The organism is Ruegeria sp. YTSC199 (genome assembly GCF_059609725.1).
Map to the genome: position 1 here is coordinate 1 of NZ_JBXWMF010000022.1, position 22,023 is coordinate 22,023.

Here is a 22,023-nt window from a genome sequence, read left to right on the forward strand (position 1 = left end):
GAAGCCGAAGCCGAAGCCGAAGCCGAAGCCGAAGCCGAAGCCGAAGCCGAAGCCGAAGCCGAAGCCGAAGCCGAAGCCGAAGCGCCCATCGAGCCGGCTGCGGAAGACCCCGTTGCGACGAGCGCAGACAAGCCTGCAGAACCTGAACAGGAAAAACGTGGCGGCTTTGTGCCAGCTCTGCTTGGCGGTGTACTTGCGGCGGGGATAGGATTTGCCGCAGGCAGCGCGGGTCTGTTCGGGTCAGGTGAGTCCGATGGCCTTGCGGCACTTGAAGCAAAGCTCAATGATCAATCCAGCCAGATCGAGGCACTGACGAAATCTCTGGCCGATAGCTCTAACAATTCGGACGTGGACAGCAAAATTGCTGCCCTGACCGATCAGATCACGCCGCTTGGTGCGGAACTGGACGCGGTGAAATCAGGCCTCGACGGGCTGGCGGGGAAGATCGACCCTCTGGCCGGCCGTCTGAGCGATCTGGAAAGCGGTGCGCTGACGCAAGGTGCCTCGGCCGAAGTGTCAGCCGCTTTCGAGGCCGAATTGAAGAAACTGCAGGATTCGCTGGCCGCGCAACGCGCCGAGGTTGAGAAAATGGTCTCGGATGCGCAGGCGCTTGAGGCGCAGGCCGCTGCCAAGGCGCAGGCGGCGACCAATGCATCGATCCTGTCTCAGGTGCACAGCCAATTGGACGCGGGTCAGCCTTATGAAAGTCTGGTGGCCGAGCTGGCAGCCGGTGGTGTGACCGTACCGGAGGCACTGTCGGCCCCGGCAAAAGAAGGCGTTGCCTCACTGGCCGCGCTGCGGGAATCTTTCACACCCGCAGCCCGCACTGCCCTTGCGGATGCGCGGGATACGGACAAGGCGACGGGTTTGGTCGCATTCCTGCAACGCCAGACCGGCGCGCGTTCGGTCACTCCGCAAGAGGGCGATAGCCCCGATGCGGTGCTGTCGCGGGCCGAGGCTGCGCTGGCGGGCGGTGATGTCGCTGCGGCGTTGAACGAACTCGACTCCCTGCCCGATGCGGCAAAGGCGGCACTGGCCGATTGGGAACAGGCGGCTCAGACCCGTGAAGCCGCCGTGGATGCCGCAAATGCGCTGCAATCCAGCGTAAACTCGAACTGAAGGACCTGCCATGCTGTGGTCATTGTTAAAGATCCTTGTTTTTGTAGCGATTATCGGCCTGCTGGCCATGGGCGCCATGTTCCTGATGGAAACCAGTGGCGGCGTGCAGATCACGGCGTGGGGTCAGGAATTCACCTTGGGGCCGCTGCAATCGGTGATCGCGCTGGGCGTGCTGGTTGTTTTGATATGGGTGTTCTTCAAACTGCTGACGCTGCTGATCGCGACGCTGAAATTCCTCAACGGGGACGAAACTGCCCTGTCGCGCTTTTTCGACCGCAGCCGCGAAAAGCGCGGCTATCAGGCGCTGGCCGACGGCCTTATGGCACTGGCGTCGGGCGAGGGGCGCGTGGCGATGAACAAGGCATACAAGGCCGAGAAACTGCTCAACAAGCCGGAACTGACCAACCTGCTGGTGGCACAGGCGGCCGAAATGAACGGCGATACCCAAAAGGCATCCGATACCTACAAGAAGCTGGTCACCAACAACGCCACCCGCTTTGTTGGGGTGCGCGGCATCATGAAACAGAAACTGGCCGAAGGCGATGACGACACCGCCCGCAAACTGGCCGAAAAGGCGCTGGCGATCAAACCGCGCCATGCCGAGACGCAGGATATCCTGCTGGGTCTGCAGACCAAATCGCAAGACTGGACCGGCGCGCGTTCGACCCTGACCGCCAAGCTGAAGGCCGGTCATCTGCCGCGTGACGTGTTCAAGCGTCGCGATGCGGTGCTGGCCCTGTCCGAAGCCAAGGATATTCTGGCCGAGGGCGCCACCGTCGAACAGCAGGAACACGCGATCGAGGCCAACCGCCTGTCGCCCGACCTGGTGCCTGCAGCCGCGATGGCCGCACGCGCATATATCGAAAAGGGCAAGCCGCGCGCAGCCACCAAGATCCTGAAAAAAGCCTGGGAGGTACAGCCGCATCCCGATCTGGCCCACGCCTTTGCCGAGATCGCGCCGGATGAAACGCCCGATGCGCGGATCAAACGCTTCACTGCTCTGACCCGTATTCACCCTGAAAACCTCGAAACCCGGTTGATCCTGGCCGAGTTGAACATCGTGGCAGAGGATTTTCCCGAAGCCCGTCGAGCACTGGGCGATGTGGTTGAGAAACAGGCCGACGCGCGAGCTTATACCTTGATGGCAGCGATTGAGCGAGGCGAGGGCGCAACGGACGCGGTGGTGCAGGGTTGGCTGGCCAAGGCGCTGAATGCTCCGCGTGGCCCGCAATGGGTTTGCGACAACTGCCACGATATCCAGCCCGAATGGGCTCCGGTCTGTCAGAACTGCGGCAGCTTTGACACGCTCAGCTGGCAAACCCCGCAAACGCCCGAGATCGCAACGGCCACCGGTGTTCACATGCTGCCGCTGATCGTCGGTGCGCTTGAGGACAAACAGGAACCCGAGCCCGAGCCGGAACCTGAAATCGAAGAGGTCGAAGAGACGGTTGAGCCCGAGGTTATCGAGATGCAGGTCGAACCTGTCCGGCCCGATGCTGAACCGGCGGTCAATGCCGAGGGAAAGCCGGTGGTCGAGAAACAGGCCTAGCGCGCGGTTTCCACGTCAAAGGCATCGTTCCAAAGTTTGAACAGCTCCGCCCGGCGGTTCTGATCGCGTGCAACCAGCAGCGCCGGGGACAGCGCAATAAAGCGGCGGGCACTGGGCGTCAGGCCGGTTTCTGCCGCGTCCATTTGGGCAACAAGGCCCGAGGCCGCCAGCAGGTTTTGCGCCTCGGGTGACAGCAGAAAATCCAGAAATCCGGTCGCGGCGTCCTTGTTGCCCGCCTGCGCCGGGATCATTAAGGCGCGGGACAGGACCAGCGTGTAGTCCTCGGGCAGGATCACCCCCACGCCCGGCGCGTCGGCGTTGGCCACATAGGATCCCAGAACGTTATAGGCGATCAGGAACCGACCCTCGGCCACGTCACGAATAATCTCGGACGAACAGCAGGTGGCCACGGCATCGATGCGGGCAAACCCTTCGATCAGAGAGCCGAAGGTTGTGGCCTCGAGGCTGTCACCATAGGCGAACAAATACCCCAAGCCTGAGGCGGCGATGTCATAGGTCGCCACCCGACCCCGCAGCAGTTCGGGCTGCGTGCGCATCGCGTCCAGCAGGGCAAATCGGTTGCGAGGGACGTACTGATCGTCCAGCAGGGCTTTGTTATAGGCGATGACAGCGGGTTCGGTGGTGATGCCCCAAAGCTCATCGCGCCAGCGCCGCGCGTCCGGCAACGCCTCGGTCCGGGGGGAACGGTAGCGGTGAGCACAGGCGGAATTGACCAGCCACACCATCTGTTGAATAGCCGAGGAAAACACCACATCGGCGGGGATCTGACCGCCCTTGCAGACCGTGCGGCTGTGCTGGAACAGTGCGTTCGAACCCCATTGCTCGTAGGTGATCCGTAGGTCGGAGTTCAGTTCGGCGAAACGCTCCAGCACTGGGGCAATGATGGCGATATCCGTGGTCGAGCGGATCAACATCGGATCGGCGCCGCCACCGTAACTGGCTGTGGCTTCCTGCGCGCGCGCGGTGCCGGGCAGGGAAAACAGAAGACAGAGTGTTAGGACTCGGATCATTCCATTCCCCTTGTGACCGGAAAGCTGAGTGCTGCGCGGAATCCGGCGTTGTTACGTGCCATCTCAACCGTGCCGTCAAAAGCCTCGGCGGTGGATTTCACGATCGACAGGCCCAGCCCACTGCTGTCCTCACCCGAGCCAGAGGTGCGGTTAAACCGATCTCCGACGTGATCGGCGATGGGCGTTGCGGGGCCGGGGCCGTGATCGCGGACCCACAGAACGGCGCGGCTGCCCTCTTGCGTTGCCCCAATGCTGACCGGAGGTTCACCATGCCGCAACGCGTTGCCCAGCAGGTTCTTCGCCGCCTCGCCAAGGGAAAAGGCATCGGCATTCACCAGCACCGGGGTTTCTCCGATCTCCAGCCGAACCTCGACCCCGGGCGCGACCAGTTCGTGATCGCTCTGTTCCAGCACATCCAGCGCCACCTCGCGCAGATCGACGGGGCGGCGTGGGGCGCTGTCGATGCGGTGGATCACCATGGCGCGGGACAGCAGCTGATCCAGCAGGGTGCCCAGTGACCGTGTCCGCCTCAACAACCGGTCCAGAGCACGCGCGCGGGCCGGCGGGTCGGGGTCGTCCTGCGCGATCTCGGCCTGCACCCGGATGGCGGCAACCGGGGTGCGCAGCTGATGCGCGGTGTCGGCGATCAGGTTGCGCATCGTCTCCACTTGCCGGTCCAATCGCCCCATGAATCGGTTCATCGCGGTCAGCATCACCTGCAACTCACGCGGTAACCCGTCGCTGGCCATCGGTGTCAGGTCATGCGGATCGCGGCGGGTGAGGTCCGCGGACAGCGCCTCGAGCGGGCGCATGGCGGAACGGGTGACAAACCACGACATGATCAGCAGCAAAATCCCCGAAACTGCCATGGGCAGCAGCGCATCGCGCATCAGACCCGCAGTCATGGTTTGACGCGCGCGTAGGGTCTGGCCAACCAGCACTTCGACTTCGCCCGAGAAATCCCGTTCGGCAAACAGGCGGGCCACGCGGACAAAGCGGGCGGGTTCTCCGTTCAGGTCGGTGGTGAAGTAGAAGGGTGCGGTGCCGGGTTGCTGTGGCACCTCGATCACCGTATCGCGGTCCAGTCCGGTGATAAACAAGCCACCGGGCACCTGCACCGCGTAGAATATCCGGTCATCGGGGGCCTGCGCCAGAAGTTGAAAGGCCGAGACCGGCAGATCCACGAACGGCTCGCCATTCTGTATGCGCACAGATTCGGCAATATCGCTGGCCGCACCCAGCAGCAAGCGGTCGTAAGCCTGCCGCGCCGCCAACCGGCCATTGGCCCAGATCGACAGCGCCACAAGACAGCCGCCGAGTATCAGGATCAGCATCACCGCGCTTAGAACACGGGCGGTCAGACTGTGGGGCAAGAGCAGTCTAGGCATCCAGACCGATCCGATATCCCACCCCGCGCTGGGTGGTGATGCTGATCGTACTACCGGTGAACTTCTTGCGCAGGCGTGCGATATACAGCTCGATCGCGTTCTCGCCTACATCCGCGTCTTCGAACCCGTAAAGCGAGCCATACAGCCGCGTTTTCGACATGTATTGCCCTTCATGCCGGATCAGCGCGTCCAGCACGGCGGCCTCGCGTGCGGTCAGGTTCAGGCGCTTTCCCTCCAGCGTGGCACTGCGGTCCTTGGGGGCGTAGATCAGTGGACCCAGCGTGATCTGTTCGCTCTTGCGGTCAGCGTCCCGGCGGACGAGGGCGCGCAGCCGCGCCTCCAACTCGCGCTGATCGAATGGTTTGCCCAGATAGTCGTCGGCGCCTTTGTCCAAGGCGGCCACGCGATCCTCGACCGAGGTCAGCGCAGTCAGCATCAGCACTGGGGTGCGGTCACCCGAGGCTCGGATCTTACCAAGGAAGTTCAGGCCGGACCCGTCGGGCAGGTTAATGTCCAGCAGCATGGCATCATAGCTTTGCACCGCGCGGAAATCGCGCGCGGACTCCACTGTGGTCGCCAGATCACACACCACGCCGGACCGGGCCAGATGGGCCACCACGCCCTCGGCCAGGTCCTCGGCATCTTCGACCATCAGAACGCGCATGACCCCTCCCAAGACCGGACGCAGGAACCGTGACAGGTTCGTGACAGCATTATTCGGTAAACAGTTACGACCTGCAAGGACATGCGCCTGCGGGGACCGGTTTCGGCCGCTGGAACGCGGCCCAAAAAGACCCAAGGAGGAGACACGAATGAAACTGTTTGGAACCAGTGGCGCGATTGCGGCTGCTGTCTTTGCCCTGTCTGGCGTGGCCGCCAGTGCACAGGAATGTATCGCCCCGGCCAACCCCGGCGGTGGCTGGGATTTCACCTGCCGTCAGGTCGGTAAATCGCTGCAGGATCTGGGCCTGATCGACCAGACCATGCAGGTTGTGAACCTGGCAGGCGGCGGCGGTGGTGTGGCCTTTGCCGAGGTGGTCAACAAGCGCGGTGAGGATAACGAGCTGATCGTTGCGGCCAGCGCGGCTACCGCAACCCGTCTGGCACAGGGGGCCTATCCGGGCAACACCATGGATCAGGTGCGCTGGTTGGCGGCTATCGGGGCCGACTATGGTGTGATCGCCGTGGCAGCCGACAGCCCGGTCAATACCCTGCCCGAGCTTCTGGATCAGATCAAAGCGGACCCGACCGCCGTGTCGGTTGCCGGTGGTTCGGCCGTGGGTGGCTGGGATCACCTGAAGGTTCTGATTGCGGCGAATGCTTATGGCATCGATGATGTGCGCTCGGTCAAATACATCGCTTTTGACGGCGGCGGTGAGGCGGTGACCCAGCTGCTGGCCGGTTCGGTTCAAGCCTTCACCGGCGATATCTCCGAGGCCAAGGGTTTCGTGGACTCCGGCGATATCAAAGTGATCGCGGTGCTGGCGCCCGAACGTCTGCCCGGTGAATTCGCCGATTTCCCCACCGCCAAGGAACAGGGGATTGATGCCATCGGGGCCAACTGGCGCGGCTTTTACGCCCCCGGCGGTATGACTGATGACGCCTATGGCGACTGGGTCGGCAAGATCGGCGATCTTTACGCTTCGGACGAATGGAAAGAGGTGATGGCCGCCAACGGTCTGGCCCCGCTGGACCTGCAAGGCGCAGACTTCCAGAACTTCGTGGCCGAATCCGTGGGACAGATCCAGACCATCTCGAAAGAGATCGGGATCATCAAGTAACACCACTCACTGGTATCCGGGCGCGGCCCCTGTTTGCTGCGCCCGGGTCCAAATCACTTACCCGAATAATAGGAGACACCGATGAGTGACCGTATCTTCGGGGTCGTCGGATTGCTGCTCGCCATCGGATTTGCCTTTTCCGCATTGGCGATCGAGGAAAGCTTTCTGTCCGATGCCGTTGGGCCCAAGGCCTTCCCGCTGATCATTGCCGCCATTCTTGGTCTGTCGAGCATCGTTATTGCCCTGCGCCCTGATACTGAACCCGAATGGCCCGCGCTGGGCCGTCTGGTCGAGATCGGCGCAGCCGTGGTGATGATGATCCTTTACGCCGAATTGCTGCCCGTTGTTGGCTTTGTCATCGCCACCGCCTTTGCCGCCGCCTATCTGGCTTGGCGCCTTGGGTCCGGCCCGCTGGAAAGCGTGCTGGTTGGTGTCGGCACGTCCATTGGTATTTACGTCATTTTCCACCTGGTTCTGGGCCTGTCGCTGGCCCGCGGACCGCTGGGTTTCTGAGGAGGGGATCATGGAAACATTTGCATCCCTCGCAGACGGTTTCGCCATCGCGCTGACATGGCAGAACTTGATGCTGGCCCTGCTGGGCTGTTTTCTGGGCACGATTATGGGCGCGTTGCCTGGTCTGGGCCCGTCAAACGGTGTGGCTATTCTTATCCCGCTGGCCTTTACGCTGGGACTGGGTCCAACGCCTTCGCTGATCCTGCTGACCAGTGTCTATTACGGGGCAATGTACGGCGGTCGGATCTCGTCTATTCTGCTGAACATCCCCGGGGATGAACCGGCCATGATGACCTGTCTCGATGGGCACCCGATGGCAAAAAAGGGGTTAGCGGGTGAGGCATTGTCGCTGTCTGGCATTGCATCCTTTGTGGGTGCGTTTCTGGCCACATGGGGTCTGATCTTTCTGGCGCCGCAGCTGGTGAAAGTTGCGCTGCTGTTTGGACCGGCAGAGTATTTTGCCCTGTTTGCGCTGGCCTTCATGACGCTGGGCGGCGTGTCTTCGACCAATCAGGCGAAATCCGCCTTTGCCGCCGCGCTGGGGTTGGGATTGGCCACCATTGGTGTCGATACCCAGACCGGCGTGCCGCGCTTTACCTTTGGCGAGGTTCACCTGTATGACGGGCTGGATTTCCTTGTGGCCATCGTTGGCCTGTTTGCTCTGTCCGAAGTGTTCATCTTTCTGGAACATCGCCACGGCGGATCTGACGCCACAAGCAGCAAGCTGAACATCGGTCGCCTGTACCCGCCGATGTCGATGGTCAAGAAATGTACTCCAACCATGCTGCGGACATCGTTTCTGGGCTTTATTGCAGGTGTCCTGCCGGGAGCCGGGGCGTCGCTGGGATCGTTTATTTCCTATTCGATGGAGAAACGGCTGGTCGATAAGGAAAACACCTTTGGCACCGGTGATCCCCGTGGCGTGGCCGCGCCCGAGGCTGGAAACAACGCTGCTGCTGGCGGTGCCCTGGTGCCGATGCTGGCGCTGGGCGTGCCGGGGTCAGGGACAACGGCTGTTCTGCTGGCGGTGCTTCTGGCGCTGAATATCACACCGGGACCGCTGCTGTTCACGCAGAACCCGGATGTGGTCTGGGGCCTGATCGCGGCGCTGTTCATTGCCAACTTCATGCTGCTGGCGATGAACATCCCGATGGTTGGCCTGTTCACCCGCGTGCTGATGATTCCCTCGCGTATCCTGATGCCGATTGTGGCAATGGTCAGCTTTGTTGGCATTTACGGTATCTCAGGGTCCAGCTTTGATTTGCTGGTGATGATCGGGTTCGGCGTTATGGGCTGGGTGCTGCGCAAGCTGGATGTGCCGCTGGTGCCGATCATCCTTGGCACGCTGCTGGGCAACTCGATGGAGAACAACTTGCGCCGCGCGGTCACTATCGACAATGGCAACTGGTGGACCCTGATCGAAAGCCCGCTGTCCATTGCCCTTTGGGCCATCGCCATCATCGGCTTTGTCCTTCCCCTGATCGTGGGTGCGCGGGTCAAGGCCAAGATGCACCAGCGCCGGGATGAAGAAGGCGCGATCAGCGACTGATAATCCGGGCGCTGCCGGTCGGTGATCGGCGGCGCCGAAACAGACTCTGGAAAGATGCGGTGGAACCTGTAACTTTGCCGAACAAGGCAAGTCACTGATCAAAGGAAGCGCGCATGGACCTGAGTGATGAAATCCGCATCTCGGCACCACGGGATGTCGTGTATCAGGCTTTGAACAACCCCGAGATTTTGCAGGAATGCATCCCGGGTTGCGAGGAGTTGACCCAGAACGCGCCCGAAGAGCTTGCGGCCAAGGTCGTGCTGAAGATCGGGCCGGTCAAAGCAAAATTCGCCGGAGAGGTTACACTCGACACCTCCAACGCTCCTGACGGATTTTCCCTGTCTGGCGAAGGCAAGGGTGGAGCTGCGGGCTTTGCCAAGGGTGGGGCTGATGTGACGCTGACCGAAGACGGAGATGAGACAGTCCTGTCCTATACCGCCAAGGTTGATGTCGGCGGCAAGATCGCCCAGTTGGGCAGCCGCCTGATCGCGGGCACCGCGAAAAAGTTGTCTGCTAAGTTCTTCACCCGGTTTGGTGAGATCGTGTCCGAGCAATCGGTGCCCTGACCGAAAGGGCACCCGGCCGCTACATGTGATAGAACTGCTGCGCAGTGCGTCCGAAAACCTGATCGTGATAGGCGTCGGGGATGAGTTCTTTGTGTCTGGCGATCAGGTCCGTGTAATTGGATGACAGGCTGTCGACCGGAAAGTTCGACCCGAACATGCAGCGTTCAGGTCCGAATTGGGTCAGGCAGCGATCGACGATTGGCCTGACACTGTCGGTGCTCCAATTGTGATCGAACATGCCCAGACCAGACAATTTGCAGGTCACCTGCGGCAGCGCTGAAAGGGATTGCAACGCCCTGGACCAGTGTTCCAACCCCTGTTCGGACCGGTCATGCGGCGACCCCGCGTGGCACAGTGCCACTTGCGTTGCCGGTGCCTGAGCCAGCACGGTAGCAGTCCGCTCCATCAACTCGGGCAACAATTGCAAGTCAAAGGACAGGCCGCGGTCGCCCAGTTGTTTGAGCCCTGCCAGAAACTTTGGATTGTCCAATAGGTCATTTGTGCCCGACAGCTGATCCTCACCCGGCGCGCGGCCAATGATCTGGCGTACCCCGCGTAGCGTGGCCAGTGTTTGCAGCCGGTCCAGCTGTTCCGCCAGGTCGCCTGCGGTCAGATCACAAAATGCAACCTGCACCAAAGGCCAGTCAGGGCACTGATCGGCGACGGATTGAAGCCATTGTGCCTCGGCCCATGGATCGGCTGCGCCGACCTGAATATGCACAGAAGCCTCGAATCCAACCGCCTCCGCATCTTTGCGAAACATGGGCAACAAATAGTCGCGCTGAATCGGGGTGGGATCGCCAAAGAACCGCACCGCTCCCTTTTCCATAAGCCATGGGTATTCGACCGCTTTCAGGTTCCACAGGTGGTGATGCGCATCGACCCTCATGGTGTTTCAATCCCAGTTGTACGGGCCAGAATGTCGACGCCCTGTTGTTTCCAGAAATGCAGAAGGTCGATGAAAATCCAATTCTCGGCCAGTTTATCACCCGCGCGGCGATAGATATCGATTACCCGGAACTCGCCGGGCTTTCCGGTGGCCGGCATGCCCATAAAACCGCCTGTCGGCATGGCGGTGAAATTGGGCCAGCCGAAGAAACCACCGTAATGCCCCTCGGCCAGTCGGCAGATATGCCTGGTCTTGGAGCGTTCAGTGAATGAAGCACGGAACGGGCCGGCATGTTGCTTGGCATACCGTTCGATTGTGTAGGTGGCACCGATTCCTTCGGGCCCCCACCAGATCATGTCGTCATGCCATGTGCGGGCCAACTCGTCTTCAAGCGACAGGCCGCTGTTCCACTGGCCAAGGTCCGAGATCATCGCGTTGATCGCCGCAAGTGTCTTGCGGCCTTCTTCCTCGGGTTGGTCTTCGGTCAGCAGACCGTCATGGGTCAGCGGCCCGGGTTGTATCAGATGCGCGGCAGTTTGCGGCGGAAACGGGTTTTGTCCGGCCTGAACCATCAGATGTGGAATGTCGAAAAACATCGCCGTTTCAACGATCTTTCCGCCCGAGATCCGGTGAAACTCGCAATAGCGCAGAAATGCCATTTTGCCGGTGGGGCGAATCCCTAACCATGTCGTATCGAACAGGCCCATCAGATGGCCCATGGACACCACCCAGACATTCGCACCCGATTCCAGAGAATTGGTGCCCGCGAAAAAGACATCCTGCCGGCGCTGCATCCGTTTCAGGCTGGTTTTCAGCGGCTGCCAGAACAAGCGTGCCACCGCGTCTGCGCCGGTGATTTCATCGAACGGATGGAAGCCGCGCCACAGCAATTTTTCAGCACAGAACTGCCCAAGAACGTCGGGCAGATTCGATTCGCTGGTTGCGTTGAGGGCTTCGAAGAACGAGGAGACGAGTGTTTTTTCTTTCTGAAAGCTCACGTTTGTACTGCTTTTCTGATGGCTAGGTTCGGATTTAAGCGATTGAGAATCACTGGTTAGGGTTTTTTTGCATACGTATGCAAAAAAGTCTTGCCAGAAATGATTACTGAAGAATACTGTTTTGCAAACGTATGCAAAGCGAATCCTTGCAGGGGGCACCATGGCGGAAATTCAACTGCGCAACGTCGGCAAACGCTGGGGCAGCTTTGTCGGGGTCCACAATTTCGACCTGACCATCGCGGATCGCGAGTTTCTGGTGCTGCTGGGCCCGTCAGGCTGCGGCAAGACCACCACGATGCGGATGATCGCCGGTCTGGAAGACGTCACCGAGGGCGAGATTCTGGTCGATGGCAAGGTGGTCAACGATCTGGAACCCAAGGACCGCGACGTAGCGATGGTGTTCCAGAGCTATGCGCTCTACCCGAATATGAACGTTTATGAGAATATCCGCTTTCCGCTGAAAGTGCGCGGCATTGACCCATCAACGCATGACGACAAAGTGCGTCGTGCCAGCGCTATGGTCGAGCTGGACGAATTCCTGCACCGCAAGCCCGCGGAGCTGTCCGGTGGTCAGCGACAGCGTGTGGCATTGGCCCGCGCCATCGTCCGTGAACCCAACGTATTTCTGATGGACGAGCCGCTGTCGAATCTCGATGCCAAACTGCGGGTTTCGACGCGCGCGCAGATCAAGAACCTAAGCCACGAACTGGCGGTCACCACCATCTATGTGACCCACGATCAGATCGAAGCGATGACCTTGGCCGATCGCGTCGTGGTCATGAAGAAAGGTGTGGTGCAGCAGGTTGGCAGCCCGACCGAGATCTATGACCGCCCGGCAAACACCTTTGTCGCCAGTTTTATCGGCTCGCCTGCGATGAACCTGATGGACGGTGAGATTTCGGGCGGTGTGTTCCGCGCCAAGCATGTGGAAATTCCGGTCGATGCCGCAGATGGTCCGATGACCTTGGGCTTCCGCGCCGAGGACGCCAGCATTGCCGAAGGGCAGGGCCAGATCACGGCACCGATCTACACACTGGAACTGCTGGGCGACGCGACCATGATCTCGGTTCGGGTCGGCGGTGCGCTGGTATCGGTCAAGGCCGACAAAGCTTTCCGAGCCGAGATCGGCGAGATGGTCTCGTTCTCGGTGCCAACGGAAATCTGTCACCTCTTTGAAGCTGAAAGCGGTGCGCGGATCGGGGAGCAATCCCACAAACAGCCCATTCGGGCATAACACCGGTCCGGACGTCGACGACGGACCGATCCTGACAGGGAGAAACGCATGAAACTCAAATCACTTTTCATGGCAGGCGCCATGTCCCTCGCAGCAACTGGCGCATGGGCCGAATGCGCATATGAAAACGAAGTGCCGCTGAAATCACTTTCGGCTGGTTTTGAGGCCTGGAAAGCCGTCACCGACGCGATGGCTGAATGCGGCAACTTCAGCGCTTCGCTGGACCAGGAATTCCGCGAGAAGCAGCCTGAAGCCTTTGCAGCGAGCCCTTCGCTGTATCAGATCGGTGGCGTTGCAAACGAGACAATGATCCCGCTGCTGAACGCAGGCTCGTTGCGTCCGCTGGATGATCTGGTCGAAAAGTACGGCCAGGACCTGCTGCCGAACCAGCTGATCAAGGTGGACGGTAAAGTCATGGCGATTGCGATGATGGTGAACGCACAGCACCTGATGTACCGCGACGACGTTCTGGCTGATCTGGGTATCGAAGAGCCCAAGACCTATGACGATGTTCTGGCCGCCGCTGCCAAAATCAAGGAAGCCGGCGTCATGGAGTACCCGATTGGCGGGACCTTCAAGACCGGCTGGAACCTCGCGCAGGAATTCGTCAACATGTACATGGGCGAAGGCGGTGAGTTCTTTGGCGAAGGCAACATGCCCTCGATCAACAACGAACAGGGCGTCAAAGCGCTTGAGACCATGAAAGCGATGACCGAGTACATGGATCCGGAATTCCTGGTTTCTGACTCGACCTACGTTCAGCAACAGTTCCAGCAGGGCAAGATCGCCATGGCGAACCTGTGGGCCAGCCGCGCCGCTGCGATGAACGATGAGGCCGAAAGCCAGGTGGTCGGCAAAGTGACCATGGCGTCGGCCCCGATGGGTGCCGCTGCACCGTCGACCACCATCTGGTGGGACGGTATCGTTCTGGCCGCGAACATGAGCGACGAGGAAGCGGACGCCGCGTTCCGACTTGTTTTGGAAGGCATTGATGGCGAGATGGTCAGCGCCAACAACGATGTCGCGGTCTGGCTGAGCCCCGCCTACACACCGGGCGATCTGGCAGCCGGTGCCGCGGCTTCGGCAGAGAACGGCGCCAAAGCGTATCCTGCATCGGCCCCGATGGGCGTTCTGCACAGCGCGCTGGGTAACGGTCTGGCCGACTATCTGACCGGTGCCAAGGATGCGCAGACCACTCTGGCCGATATCGAGGCCGAGTATCTGACCGCCGCCAAAGAAGCGGGCCTGATCAACAACTGATCCTCCCCGGAGGGAGGGCCCCGGCCCTCCCATCCTCTCCTGAACCTTCGAGAACCATGAGAAAGGCAGAGCCATGAATTTCCGGACATTTTCCGCCTTTGTTGGCCCCTCTGTCTTTATGATGCTTCTCTTTATCGCTTTCCCTCTGGTCAGCGTGTTCAAGCAGAGCTTTTACATCACCCAGCCGATCTATGAGACGGTAGAGGTCGAAACCTGCACACCCGGTTTCCTGACTCAGACCTGTGTCACCGAGTTGAAATCGCAGCCGAAGCTGGACGAACATGGCGAGGTCATCACCCAGACCCAGTACGTGGGGCTGCAAAGCTATCGCAACGTGCTGGAACCGGAACGGGCCTGGCGCGCGATCAGCGAAAGCAGCCTGAACGTTCTTTCCACTATCAACTTCTGGAAGGCGCTGCGGTTTACCCTGACATTTACGTTGATCACTCTGCCTTTGGTGATCGTCTGCGGCTTGGGCATTGCGGTTCTGATCAACAACGCGGCGCGGTCTATCCGCGGACCGGTGATCTTTATCTCGCTGCTGCCCTTCATCATCACGCCGGTCATCGGGGTGTTGTCGATCAACTGGCTGTTCCGGGGTGACGGTATCCTGACCGCGCTGATCGAATGGTGGCTGAACCGCGATATTGCCCTGTTTGCGCAGGCCTGGACAATCGAACTCCTGATGATGCTCTACCGCGTGTGGCACGTCGCGCCCTTTGCCGCCATCGTGTTCTATGCCGGTCTGCAAACGGTCAATCAGGACAGCCTGGAAAGCGCCGTGATCGACGGGGCGACCCGCTGGCAGCGGATGAAGTATATCGTCATCCCACACTTGATGCCGCTGATCGTTTTCGTGGCCATGATCCACCTGATGGATGCCTATCGCGTTTTCGAAGAAATCGTAGGCTTCTCGAGCCAGGGCTATGTCATCTCGCTGCAGTGGCTGACCTATGACTTCCTGGTGCCCGATCAGGCCGGCAACCGGTCGATCAGCCGGGCTTCGGCCAGCGCCATGCTGACCATGATCGGTATCGTCATCCTGCTTATCCTTCCGCTGCGCCGGACATGGCGCGATCACAAAGGGGGTCACTGATATGTCCTCACGCGCGCTTCGCCAACCGTTCAGCCTGCGGCTAACCTCGAACATCTTCCTGGTCTTCTGGTGTCTGGTCGCCGCCTTCCCGATCTTCTGGATCGCGGTGATGAGTTTCAAATCCCCTGTGGATGCCTTTGACAGCAACGCGCTGAACGTGATCTTCGGGCCCGCGACTCTGGCCAAGGGCAATGGTCTGTCGCTGCTGGATATCATTCTGGGCATCGCGGTGATCTGGGGCACTATTTTGGTGGCGACCAAAACCCTGCCCTCGATGGTAAAATCCTATTCCAAGCCCGATCAGGAATGGATCGGGTGGGTGATTGGAATTCTGGCCGTGGCCGTGGGCTTTTTGGTGGCCTTCTTCGTAATCCTGCCCGCAATCCTTGGTGTACTGAATCCGGTCCTTGGCCCGTTGGGTCGGGATGTACTGGGTCTGACGACCGAACACTATAAGACCGTCTGGATTGATCGCGGCTTTTCCAACAACTTCCGGAACTCGCTGATCGTGACCACCGGTGTGGTGACCGTCTCGCTGACGGTTGGGACGCTGGCGGGGTATGGCCTGGCGCGCTCTGGTTCGACCTTTGCGTTCTGGATCCTGATCGTGGCACTGGTGTTCCGCGCCCTGCCGCACTCGGTTCTGGTAGCGGGCTATCTTCCGGTCTTCATCAACTCGGCCGAATGGCTCAGCCCGATCCTGGGTGACAATGCTCCGACGCTCTACGGTAAGCCTTTCGCGGTGATCGCGGTTCTGGTTGCGATCAACCAGCCCTTCACCATCTGGATGCTACGGTCGTTCTTTCAGAACATCCCGGCCGAACTGGATGAGGCCGCCCGCGTCGATGGGTGCAGCCACTTCCAGGCTTTCCGCCGTGTCATCATGCCGGTGATGTGGCCGGGAGTGATTACCACGGGTCTGTTCAGCTTTTTGCTGGCATATAACGACTTTCTGGTGACCTCGCTGCTGTTGGACGCGCAGAACCAGACCATGGTTCCGGCCATCGTCGGAATGTTCAACCGCGAAACCACCACAACCGATCAGGTTGTCGCCGTGGCGGCTGCCGTGTCGATTACAGCGCCGTTGATCTTCCTTGTTCTGATCTTCCAGCGCCAGATCGTCAGCGGTCTGACCGCAGGGGCGGTTAAAGGCTGATGAGCAGTCGGTCGCGCACCGGCGCAGTATCGCGCCATCCGGCGCTGAACAGAATGCCGAGGGACTTTTTGTGATCGCGGGACTTTCGTCCCCTCTCACACACTTCTTGCGATCTGAAAGGACAGAAAATGAAAGGTTCCCGTCCCGAACAAGCGGTCCTGACCCGCGACACGGACTTGAGCAAAACCAAAGACACCCGCCGTGTCATCGAAACCATGGTTGACGGTCTGAACGACCACCGGATCGACGACATCGGCGAATTCTTCTCGGAAGGGTTCCGTTGGCTGGGCAATCAGGGCTGTGGCACCAAGACTGGTCTGAAAGAGTTTCAGGACAACTGGCAACGCCCGTTTCAGGCGGCGTTTTCGGACAAGACCTGCGTCGACGAAGCGCGCCTTTACATGGGTGAGTGGGCCGCGGCCTTTGGTCGGCAAGAGGCCACCCACTCCGGCGAGTTTCTGGGCATCGCGCCCACCGGCAAACGGGTTGAGATCCGCTACATGGATTTCTGGAAAGTGGTCGACGGCAAGATCGTCGACAACTGGGTGAACGTCGATTTCGCCCATGTCGCCGCGCAGCTGGGTGTCGATATCTTCAACGGTGAAGGCTGGGAAGCCTATGACCGTGGCGAGAAAACAGCTCCTCGTCCTGAATAAAAAGGGTTTAGACAATGGCAATTGAGTATCTCAAACGCGGTAAGTCTGACGCCGACCGGGCCGAGGACGACGCAAAGACACGCGCCGTGGTGGAAACCACGCTGAAAGACATCGAAACCCGTGGCGACGCCGCCGTGCGCGAGCTGAGCGAGAAGTTCGACAACTACTCGCCCGCGTCCTTCCGGCTGTCGCAGGAAGAGATTGACGATCTGATCGGCCAGCTGACCGACCGTGAACTGGCGGACATCAAGTTCGCGCAGGAGCAGGTGCGCAACTTTGCGCAGGCACAGCGTGACTCGATGGTGGATATCGAAGTCGAAACCCTGCCGGGCGTGATCCTGGGTCACAAGAACATCCCCGTTCAGTCCGTTGGCTGCTATGTGCCCGGCGGCAAGTTCCCGATGGTGGCTTCGGCGCATATGTCCGTGGCGACAGCCTCGGTCGCGGGTGTTCCACGCATCATCGCCTGCACGCCTCCGTTCAACGGCAAGCCGAACGCAGCCGTGATCGCGGCCATGCATCTGGGCGGCGCGCATGAGATCTATGTCATGGGTGGAATTCAGGCCATCGGTGCCATGGCCATCGGGACCGAGACCATTGATCCGGTTCACATGCTGGTTGGCCCTGGTAACGCCTTTGTTGCCGAAGCCAAGCGCCAGCTGTTCGGCCGCGTGGGCATCGACCTCTTCGCCGGTCCAACTGAGACCATGGTCATCGCCGACGAGACCGCAGCCGACGCCGAGCTTTGCGCCACTGATCTGCTGGGTCAGGCCGAGCATGGCTATAACAGTCCCTGCGTTCTGCTGACCAACTCGCGCAGACTGGCCGAGGAAACCCTGTCGGAAGTCGACCGTCTGCTGGGCATTCTGCCGACCGCCGGCACTGCGAAAGTGTCCTGGGATGAGTATGGCGAAGTGATCGTCTGCGACACCTATGACGAGATGCTGCAGGTCGCCGATGATATCGCGTCCGAGCACGTCCAGGTCATGACCGACCGCGATGACTGGTTCCTTGAGAACATGACCTGCTATGGCGCGCTGTTCCTTGGTCCGCGCACCAATGTTTCGAACGGGGACAAGGTAATCGGCACCAACCACACACTGCCGACCAAGAAGGCGGGTCGTTACACTGGTGGCCTTTGGGTCGGCAAATACCTGAAGACGCACAGCTATCAGAAGGTTCTGACCGATGAGGCGGCGACGCTGATCGGTGAATATGGCTCGCGCCTGTGTCTGCTCGAAGGGTTTGTTGGCCATGCCGAGCAGTGCAACATCCGAGTGCGTCGCTATGGCGGGATCAACGTACCTTACGGTGAGCCCGCGCCCTATCGGGACGCCGCTGAATGAGTGACACACACACACATCATAAATCGCTGATCGCGCCGCTTCGGGCGGCGATGTACGACTTTAGCGAGGACGGTGTGCGCAGGGCGCTGGCAGATGTCAGTGCCCCTGATGCTGTCTACAGGCTATGCCATCCCTTTGGCGAAAGCACTGGCAGCGACGCGTATTTCGATACCGCATACAAAGACCTGCAGTCGGCCTGGCCCGATCTGGAGCGCCGTGACTATATCGTCATGGCTGGCCCGGATGAACATGGGGCCGATTGGGTTGGATGCGGTGGTTACTACACCGGCACCTTCACCGAGCCGTGGCTGGATATCCCGCCGACCGGCCATCAGGTGACGATGCGGTTCCACGAGTTCTATCGTTTCGCAGATGGCAAAGTGGTTGAGATGCAGGCCCTGTGGGACGTCCCCGAGGTGATGATGCAGGCAAATGCCTGGCCGATGGCCCCCAGCCTGGGTCGCGAATGGCACGTGCCCGGACCAGCCACGCAGGACGGTTTTGTGCCCGGTCCCCATGATGCGGCCAAGGGGCAAGCGGCCTGTCAGCACATCATCGATATGCTTGAACACCTGAAAAAACACCCCTCACAGGGCGGGCCGGAGGTGATGGAGCCAGAGCGGTTCTGGCATCACCGCATGAATTGGTATGGCCCGGCGGGCATCGGTACCGGGCGTGGGTTTTCCGGATTCCGAAACTGGCACCAGATTCCGTTTCTGAACGGGATGCCGGATCGTGGGCAATATGTGGATGACATCACCTATCACTTCTTTGGTGATGGTGACTATGCCGCCGTGACCGGCTGGCCCAACATGATCCAGACCGTGACCCATGATGGCTGGATGGGGATTGCGCCCTCGGGTAAGCGGATCACCATGCGCAGCCTCGATTTCTGGCGGGTGGAAAACGGCAAAATCCGCGAAAACTGGGTTCTGGTCGATCTTCTGGACGCGTATCGCCAGCTTGGCGTTGACGTTTTCGCCCGACTGCGGGAATTCAACAAGGCCCGCAACATGGGGCGCATTAATATACCAGATGGAATGAGCTGATGAGTGATCTGCCCCGCACCCCTTCGTTTTCTCTGTTGGGCAAAACTGCCCTTGTCACCGGTGCGTCATCTGGCATTGGGCAGGGCTGCGCCGTGGCGCTGGCCGAAGCGGGCGCGCATGTGGTCTGCGCTGCGCGCGGTGCGGATCGTTTGAACGAAACCGTCGCCGCGTTTCAAGCGCAGGGCTGGTCGGCGGAGGCAGCCGTGGTGGATCAGGGTGATCTTGCGGCGTTGCGCGACCTGTTCGACGGTCGTGTCTTTGATGTGGTGGTGAACTCTGCCGGAACGGCGCGTCATGGCCCGGCGGTTGAAACCTCTCCCGAGGATTTCAACGCGGTCACCAACGTCAACCTGCGCTCGGCCTACTTTCTGTCGTCTTATGCAGCCAAGGCGTTGATGGCGGCGGGCAAGCCCGGGTCGATCATCCATATTTCAAGCCAGATGGGTCATGTGGGTGGCGTTGACCGTGCGCTCTATTGCGCCACCAAACATGGGCTGGAGGGTATGGTCAAAGCCATGGCCATTGAATGGGGCAAGCAACGCATCCGCATCAATACGGTGTGCCCGACCTTCATCCGCACGCCATTGACCCAATCCACGTTCGACAATCCCGAACGGGCCGCCTGGATCATGGAAAAGATCAAGCTGGACCGGGTCGGTGAGGTCGAGGACATCATGGGCGCGGTGACCTACCTGGCCTCGGACGCCTCGGCATTGGTCACGGGAACATCGATGCTGATTGACGGAGGTTGGACGGCGGACTGATGGCTGAGAAAGTTACCTCTCTTCAGGTTGCGCAGCTGGCGGGTGTCAGCCAATCGGCGGTCAGCCGAGTGTTCACGCCCGGTGCCTCTGTAAGTAAGAAGACTGAAGAAAAGGTGCGCAAGGCCGCCGCCGAACTTGGTTATCGCCCCAATGTACTGGCGCGGGCGATGGTTTCGGGAAAAAGCCGGATCATCGGTCTGGTGGTCGGGTATCTGGACAACTACTTTTATCCCGAAGCGCTTGAGAAACTGTCCAATGCGCTGCAGGAAAAGGGCTATCATGTTCTGATCTTCATGGCTTCGAGGACGGCCGGGAACATCGAAGACGTAATGGCGGAGATTCTCGACTATCAGGTAGATGGGGTCATTTTGGCCTCGGTTGCCATGTCGTCGGAAATTGCGATGCGCTGCCAGCAGGCTGGAGTGCCGGTCGTGCTGTTCAACCGTAGTCAGGATATCGAAGGCATTACCTCGGTCACATCCGACAACTATGTGGGCGGGCGCAAGGTGGCCGAGTTCCTTCTGGCCGGAGGGCACGAGCGTATCGGCTATATCGCTGGCTGGCAGGGTGCCTCGACCCAGCGCGACCGCGAGGCCGGGTTCCGTGCTGTACTGTCGGAAGCCGGACAGAGCTTGTTTGCCCATGAGGTTGGTGACTTTGACACTGAAAAGACGCGGGCGGCGGCCCGGCGCATGTTTGATGTCCCACCTCAGGCCCTACCGGACGCGATTTTTGTCGCCAATGATCACATGGCGTTGGCAGTGATGGACGTGATCCGGTTTGAACTGGGCCTGCGTGTGCCCGAGGACGTTTCGGTCGTGGGATATGACGACGTGCCGCCCGCCGGGTGGCCTGCGTACAACCTGACAACGATCCGGCAGCGCGCCAATCTTATGGTAGCGGAAACCGTCGCCGCATTGCTTGAACATATCGACGCCCCGGCAACGGCGAAACCGCGCAAAGTGGCCATTGACGGGCCTCTGGTCGTGCGGACATCGGCCAGGTTGCCCAGGGGCTGGTCACCACAAAGGACAGAGACATGAAAGGCTTCGATCCGAAGTTTCGGGATTTTCCCGACTATATCATCGGTATTACCAAAGAGATTTGGGAAGACCGCGGCATCTCGACTCTGCACGAGTACTACGCCGAGGACATTGTTGTCCGCGCACCGGGGTCCGTCGTGCTGGGCAACCAGAATGTCATCGGCGCTACAATGGCTACATTGGCCGAGTTCCCGGATCGCCAACTGTTGGGAGAGGACGTGATCTGGTCGGGAACACCGGAGAACGGCATGCTCAGCTCTCACCGGATCATCTCAACTGCGACGCATTTGGCCGAGGGGGTGTATGGCAAGCCCACCGGAACCAAACTGCGGTACCGAATCCTGGCCGATTGCCATGCGATCGACAACATGATCAATGACGAATGGCTGATCCGGGACCAGGGCGCCATCGTTCGCCAGATGGGCTGGGACACCAAGGAATACGCCGCCGATCTGATTGCGCGGGAAGGTGGGCCGGAAAACTGCGTCAGGCCGCTGACCCCGGCCAACGACGTCGAAGGCCCCTACAAGGGGCGCGGAAACGACAACGAGTGGGGTCAGCGTCATGCCGATCTGCTGACCCGGATGATGAGCGCGGATATGGGTGCGGTCGAACGTGTTTATGACCGGGCCGTGCAGTCCGAATTCCCGGGTGGTGTCACCGGACACGGGTGGGACTCGGTGGATCGGTTCTGGATGTCGTTGCGCGCGGCGATGCCCAATGCGACCTTCACTGTCCATCACCAGATCGGACGCGATGACGCGAACATGCCTCCACGCTCGGCTATCCGCTGGAGTCTTCACGGTAAGCACGATGGCTGGGGCGCGTTTGGTATGCCAACTGGCGCGGAAATTTATGTACTGGGCATTAGCCACGCTGAATGGGGAGAACTGACCGGCGGTGATGTCAGGCTGCGCCGGGAGTGGACCCTGTTCGATGAATCATCGGTTTGGAAACAGATTCTTCTGGCGACCGGGGACGTGTAATGCCTCTGGTGCCAGCCCCTCTTGATGCCAGCGAAGGAACCCGGCGGTAT

General features: G+C 60.2%; 21 protein-coding genes. 16 read left to right on the forward strand and 5 right to left on the reverse strand.

Going from position 1 to position 22,023, the window contains the following annotated elements; all coding sequences use genetic code 11:
• Both AC2FEE_RS18670 and AC2FEE_RS18675 read left to right on the forward strand, forming a co-directional pair.
• A partial coding sequence (locus tag AC2FEE_RS18670) for a COG4223 family protein (protein WP_496866844.1) occupies window positions 1–1,119 on the forward strand: 1,119 nt, incomplete at its 5' end.
• 10 nt (window positions 1,120–1,129) lie between these two features.
• A complete protein-coding gene (locus tag AC2FEE_RS18675) occupies window positions 1,130–2,668 on the forward strand; it encodes a heme biosynthesis protein HemY (protein ID WP_496866845.1) in 1,539 nt (512 codons plus the stop codon).
• On the opposite strand, the gene AC2FEE_RS18680 is transcribed toward AC2FEE_RS18675, so the two are convergent.
• From AC2FEE_RS18680 to AC2FEE_RS18690, 3 genes are read right to left on the reverse strand one after another with little or no spacing between them, the layout of a single operon-like run.
• Window positions 2,665–3,699 carry an ABC transporter substrate-binding protein gene (locus AC2FEE_RS18680; protein WP_496866846.1) on the reverse strand — a complete coding sequence of 345 codons (1,035 nt, stop codon included), beginning with the start codon at window positions 3,697–3,699 and terminating at the stop codon, window positions 2,665–2,667. The genes AC2FEE_RS18675 and AC2FEE_RS18680 overlap by 4 nt on opposite strands.
• Complete coding sequence (locus AC2FEE_RS18685; protein WP_496866847.1) at window positions 3,696–5,087, reverse strand: sensor histidine kinase; 1,392 nt, start codon at window positions 5,085–5,087, stop codon at window positions 3,696–3,698. Before AC2FEE_RS18685 ends, AC2FEE_RS18680 begins: the two co-directional genes overlap by 4 nt.
• Complete coding sequence (locus AC2FEE_RS18690; protein WP_496866848.1) at window positions 5,080–5,751, reverse strand: response regulator transcription factor; 672 nt, start codon at window positions 5,749–5,751, stop codon at window positions 5,080–5,082. Before AC2FEE_RS18690 ends, AC2FEE_RS18685 begins: the two co-directional genes overlap by 8 nt.
• A gap of 148 nt (window positions 5,752–5,899) precedes the next feature.
• On the opposite strand from AC2FEE_RS18690, the gene AC2FEE_RS18695 reads away from it, so the two are divergent.
• The 4 genes from AC2FEE_RS18695 to AC2FEE_RS18710 all read left to right on the forward strand — a co-directional run bounded on the left by AC2FEE_RS18695 (window position 5,900) and on the right by AC2FEE_RS18710 (window position 9,496).
• On the forward strand, window positions 5,900–6,868 hold the full coding sequence (locus AC2FEE_RS18695) for a Bug family tripartite tricarboxylate transporter substrate binding protein (protein WP_170349510.1): 969 nt from the start codon (window positions 5,900–5,902) through the stop codon (window positions 6,866–6,868).
• Window positions 6,869–6,949: 81 nt separating this feature from the next.
• Window positions 6,950–7,381 (forward strand): tripartite tricarboxylate transporter TctB family protein, encoded by a 432-nt coding sequence (locus AC2FEE_RS18700; protein ID WP_170411186.1) that lies wholly within the window; start codon window positions 6,950–6,952, stop codon window positions 7,379–7,381.
• A 10-nt stretch (window positions 7,382–7,391) separates the two neighbouring features.
• A complete protein-coding gene (locus AC2FEE_RS18705) occupies window positions 7,392–8,930 on the forward strand; it encodes a tripartite tricarboxylate transporter permease (protein ID WP_496866849.1) in 1,539 nt (512 codons plus the stop codon).
• A gap of 113 nt (window positions 8,931–9,043) precedes the next feature.
• Complete coding sequence (locus tag AC2FEE_RS18710) at window positions 9,044–9,496, forward strand: SRPBCC family protein (RefSeq protein ID WP_496866850.1); 453 nt, start codon at window positions 9,044–9,046, stop codon at window positions 9,494–9,496.
• Between the two features lie 19 nt (window positions 9,497–9,515).
• Here the strand turns inward: AC2FEE_RS18710 and AC2FEE_RS18715 are convergent, their stop codons facing one another.
• Window positions 9,516–10,385 carry an amidohydrolase family protein gene (locus AC2FEE_RS18715; RefSeq protein WP_496866851.1) on the reverse strand — a complete coding sequence of 290 codons (870 nt, stop codon included), beginning with the start codon at window positions 10,383–10,385 and terminating at the stop codon, window positions 9,516–9,518.
• On the reverse strand, window positions 10,382–11,383 hold the full coding sequence (locus AC2FEE_RS18720) for a nuclear transport factor 2 family protein (protein WP_496866852.1): 1,002 nt from the start codon (window positions 11,381–11,383) through the stop codon (window positions 10,382–10,384). The genes AC2FEE_RS18715 and AC2FEE_RS18720 overlap by 4 nt, the downstream gene beginning before the upstream one ends.
• Window positions 11,384–11,543: 160 nt before the next feature.
• Here AC2FEE_RS18720 and AC2FEE_RS18725 point away from each other — a divergent pair, with 160 nt between their 5' ends.
• The 10 genes from AC2FEE_RS18725 (at window position 11,544) to AC2FEE_RS18770 (ending at window position 21,973) form a co-directional block, all read left to right on the forward strand.
• Window positions 11,544–12,617 (forward strand): ABC transporter ATP-binding protein, encoded by a 1,074-nt coding sequence (locus AC2FEE_RS18725; protein WP_496866853.1) that lies wholly within the window; start codon window positions 11,544–11,546, stop codon window positions 12,615–12,617.
• A gap of 48 nt (window positions 12,618–12,665) precedes the next feature.
• Complete coding sequence (locus tag AC2FEE_RS18730; RefSeq protein ID WP_480681849.1) at window positions 12,666–13,877, forward strand: ABC transporter substrate-binding protein; 1,212 nt, start codon at window positions 12,666–12,668, stop codon at window positions 13,875–13,877.
• Window positions 13,878–13,950: 73 nt separating this feature from the next.
• Complete coding sequence (locus tag AC2FEE_RS18735; RefSeq protein ID WP_496866854.1) at window positions 13,951–14,973, forward strand: carbohydrate ABC transporter permease; 1,023 nt, start codon at window positions 13,951–13,953, stop codon at window positions 14,971–14,973.
• A gap of 1 nt (window position 14,974) precedes the next feature.
• Entirely contained in the window at window positions 14,975–16,129 is a 1,155-nt protein-coding gene (locus AC2FEE_RS18740) for a carbohydrate ABC transporter permease (protein WP_496866855.1), read from the forward strand.
• 128 nt (window positions 16,130–16,257) lie between these two features.
• A complete protein-coding gene (locus tag AC2FEE_RS18745; RefSeq protein WP_496866856.1) occupies window positions 16,258–16,785 on the forward strand; it encodes an ester cyclase in 528 nt (175 codons plus the stop codon).
• A gap of 14 nt (window positions 16,786–16,799) precedes the next feature.
• Entirely contained in the window at window positions 16,800–18,131 is a 1,332-nt protein-coding gene (hisD, locus tag AC2FEE_RS18750) for a histidinol dehydrogenase (RefSeq protein WP_496866857.1), read from the forward strand.
• Window positions 18,128–19,180, forward strand: a complete 1,053-nt coding sequence (locus AC2FEE_RS18755) for an ester cyclase (RefSeq protein WP_496866858.1) — start codon at window positions 18,128–18,130, stop codon at window positions 19,178–19,180. The genes hisD and AC2FEE_RS18755 overlap by 4 nt, the downstream gene beginning before the upstream one ends.
• Window positions 19,180–19,944: an SDR family NAD(P)-dependent oxidoreductase gene (locus AC2FEE_RS18760; RefSeq protein WP_496866859.1), complete on the forward strand. Its 765-nt coding sequence runs from the start codon at window positions 19,180–19,182 to the stop codon at window positions 19,942–19,944. Before AC2FEE_RS18755 ends, AC2FEE_RS18760 begins: the two co-directional genes overlap by 1 nt.
• Entirely contained in the window at window positions 19,944–20,987 is a 1,044-nt protein-coding gene (locus AC2FEE_RS18765) for a LacI family DNA-binding transcriptional regulator (RefSeq protein WP_496866860.1), read from the forward strand. The genes AC2FEE_RS18760 and AC2FEE_RS18765 overlap by 1 nt, the downstream gene beginning before the upstream one ends.
• Window positions 20,984–21,973 (forward strand): nuclear transport factor 2 family protein, encoded by a 990-nt coding sequence (locus tag AC2FEE_RS18770; protein ID WP_496866861.1) that lies wholly within the window; start codon window positions 20,984–20,986, stop codon window positions 21,971–21,973. The genes AC2FEE_RS18765 and AC2FEE_RS18770 overlap by 4 nt, the downstream gene beginning before the upstream one ends.
• Window positions 21,974–22,023: the final 50 nt, after the last annotated feature.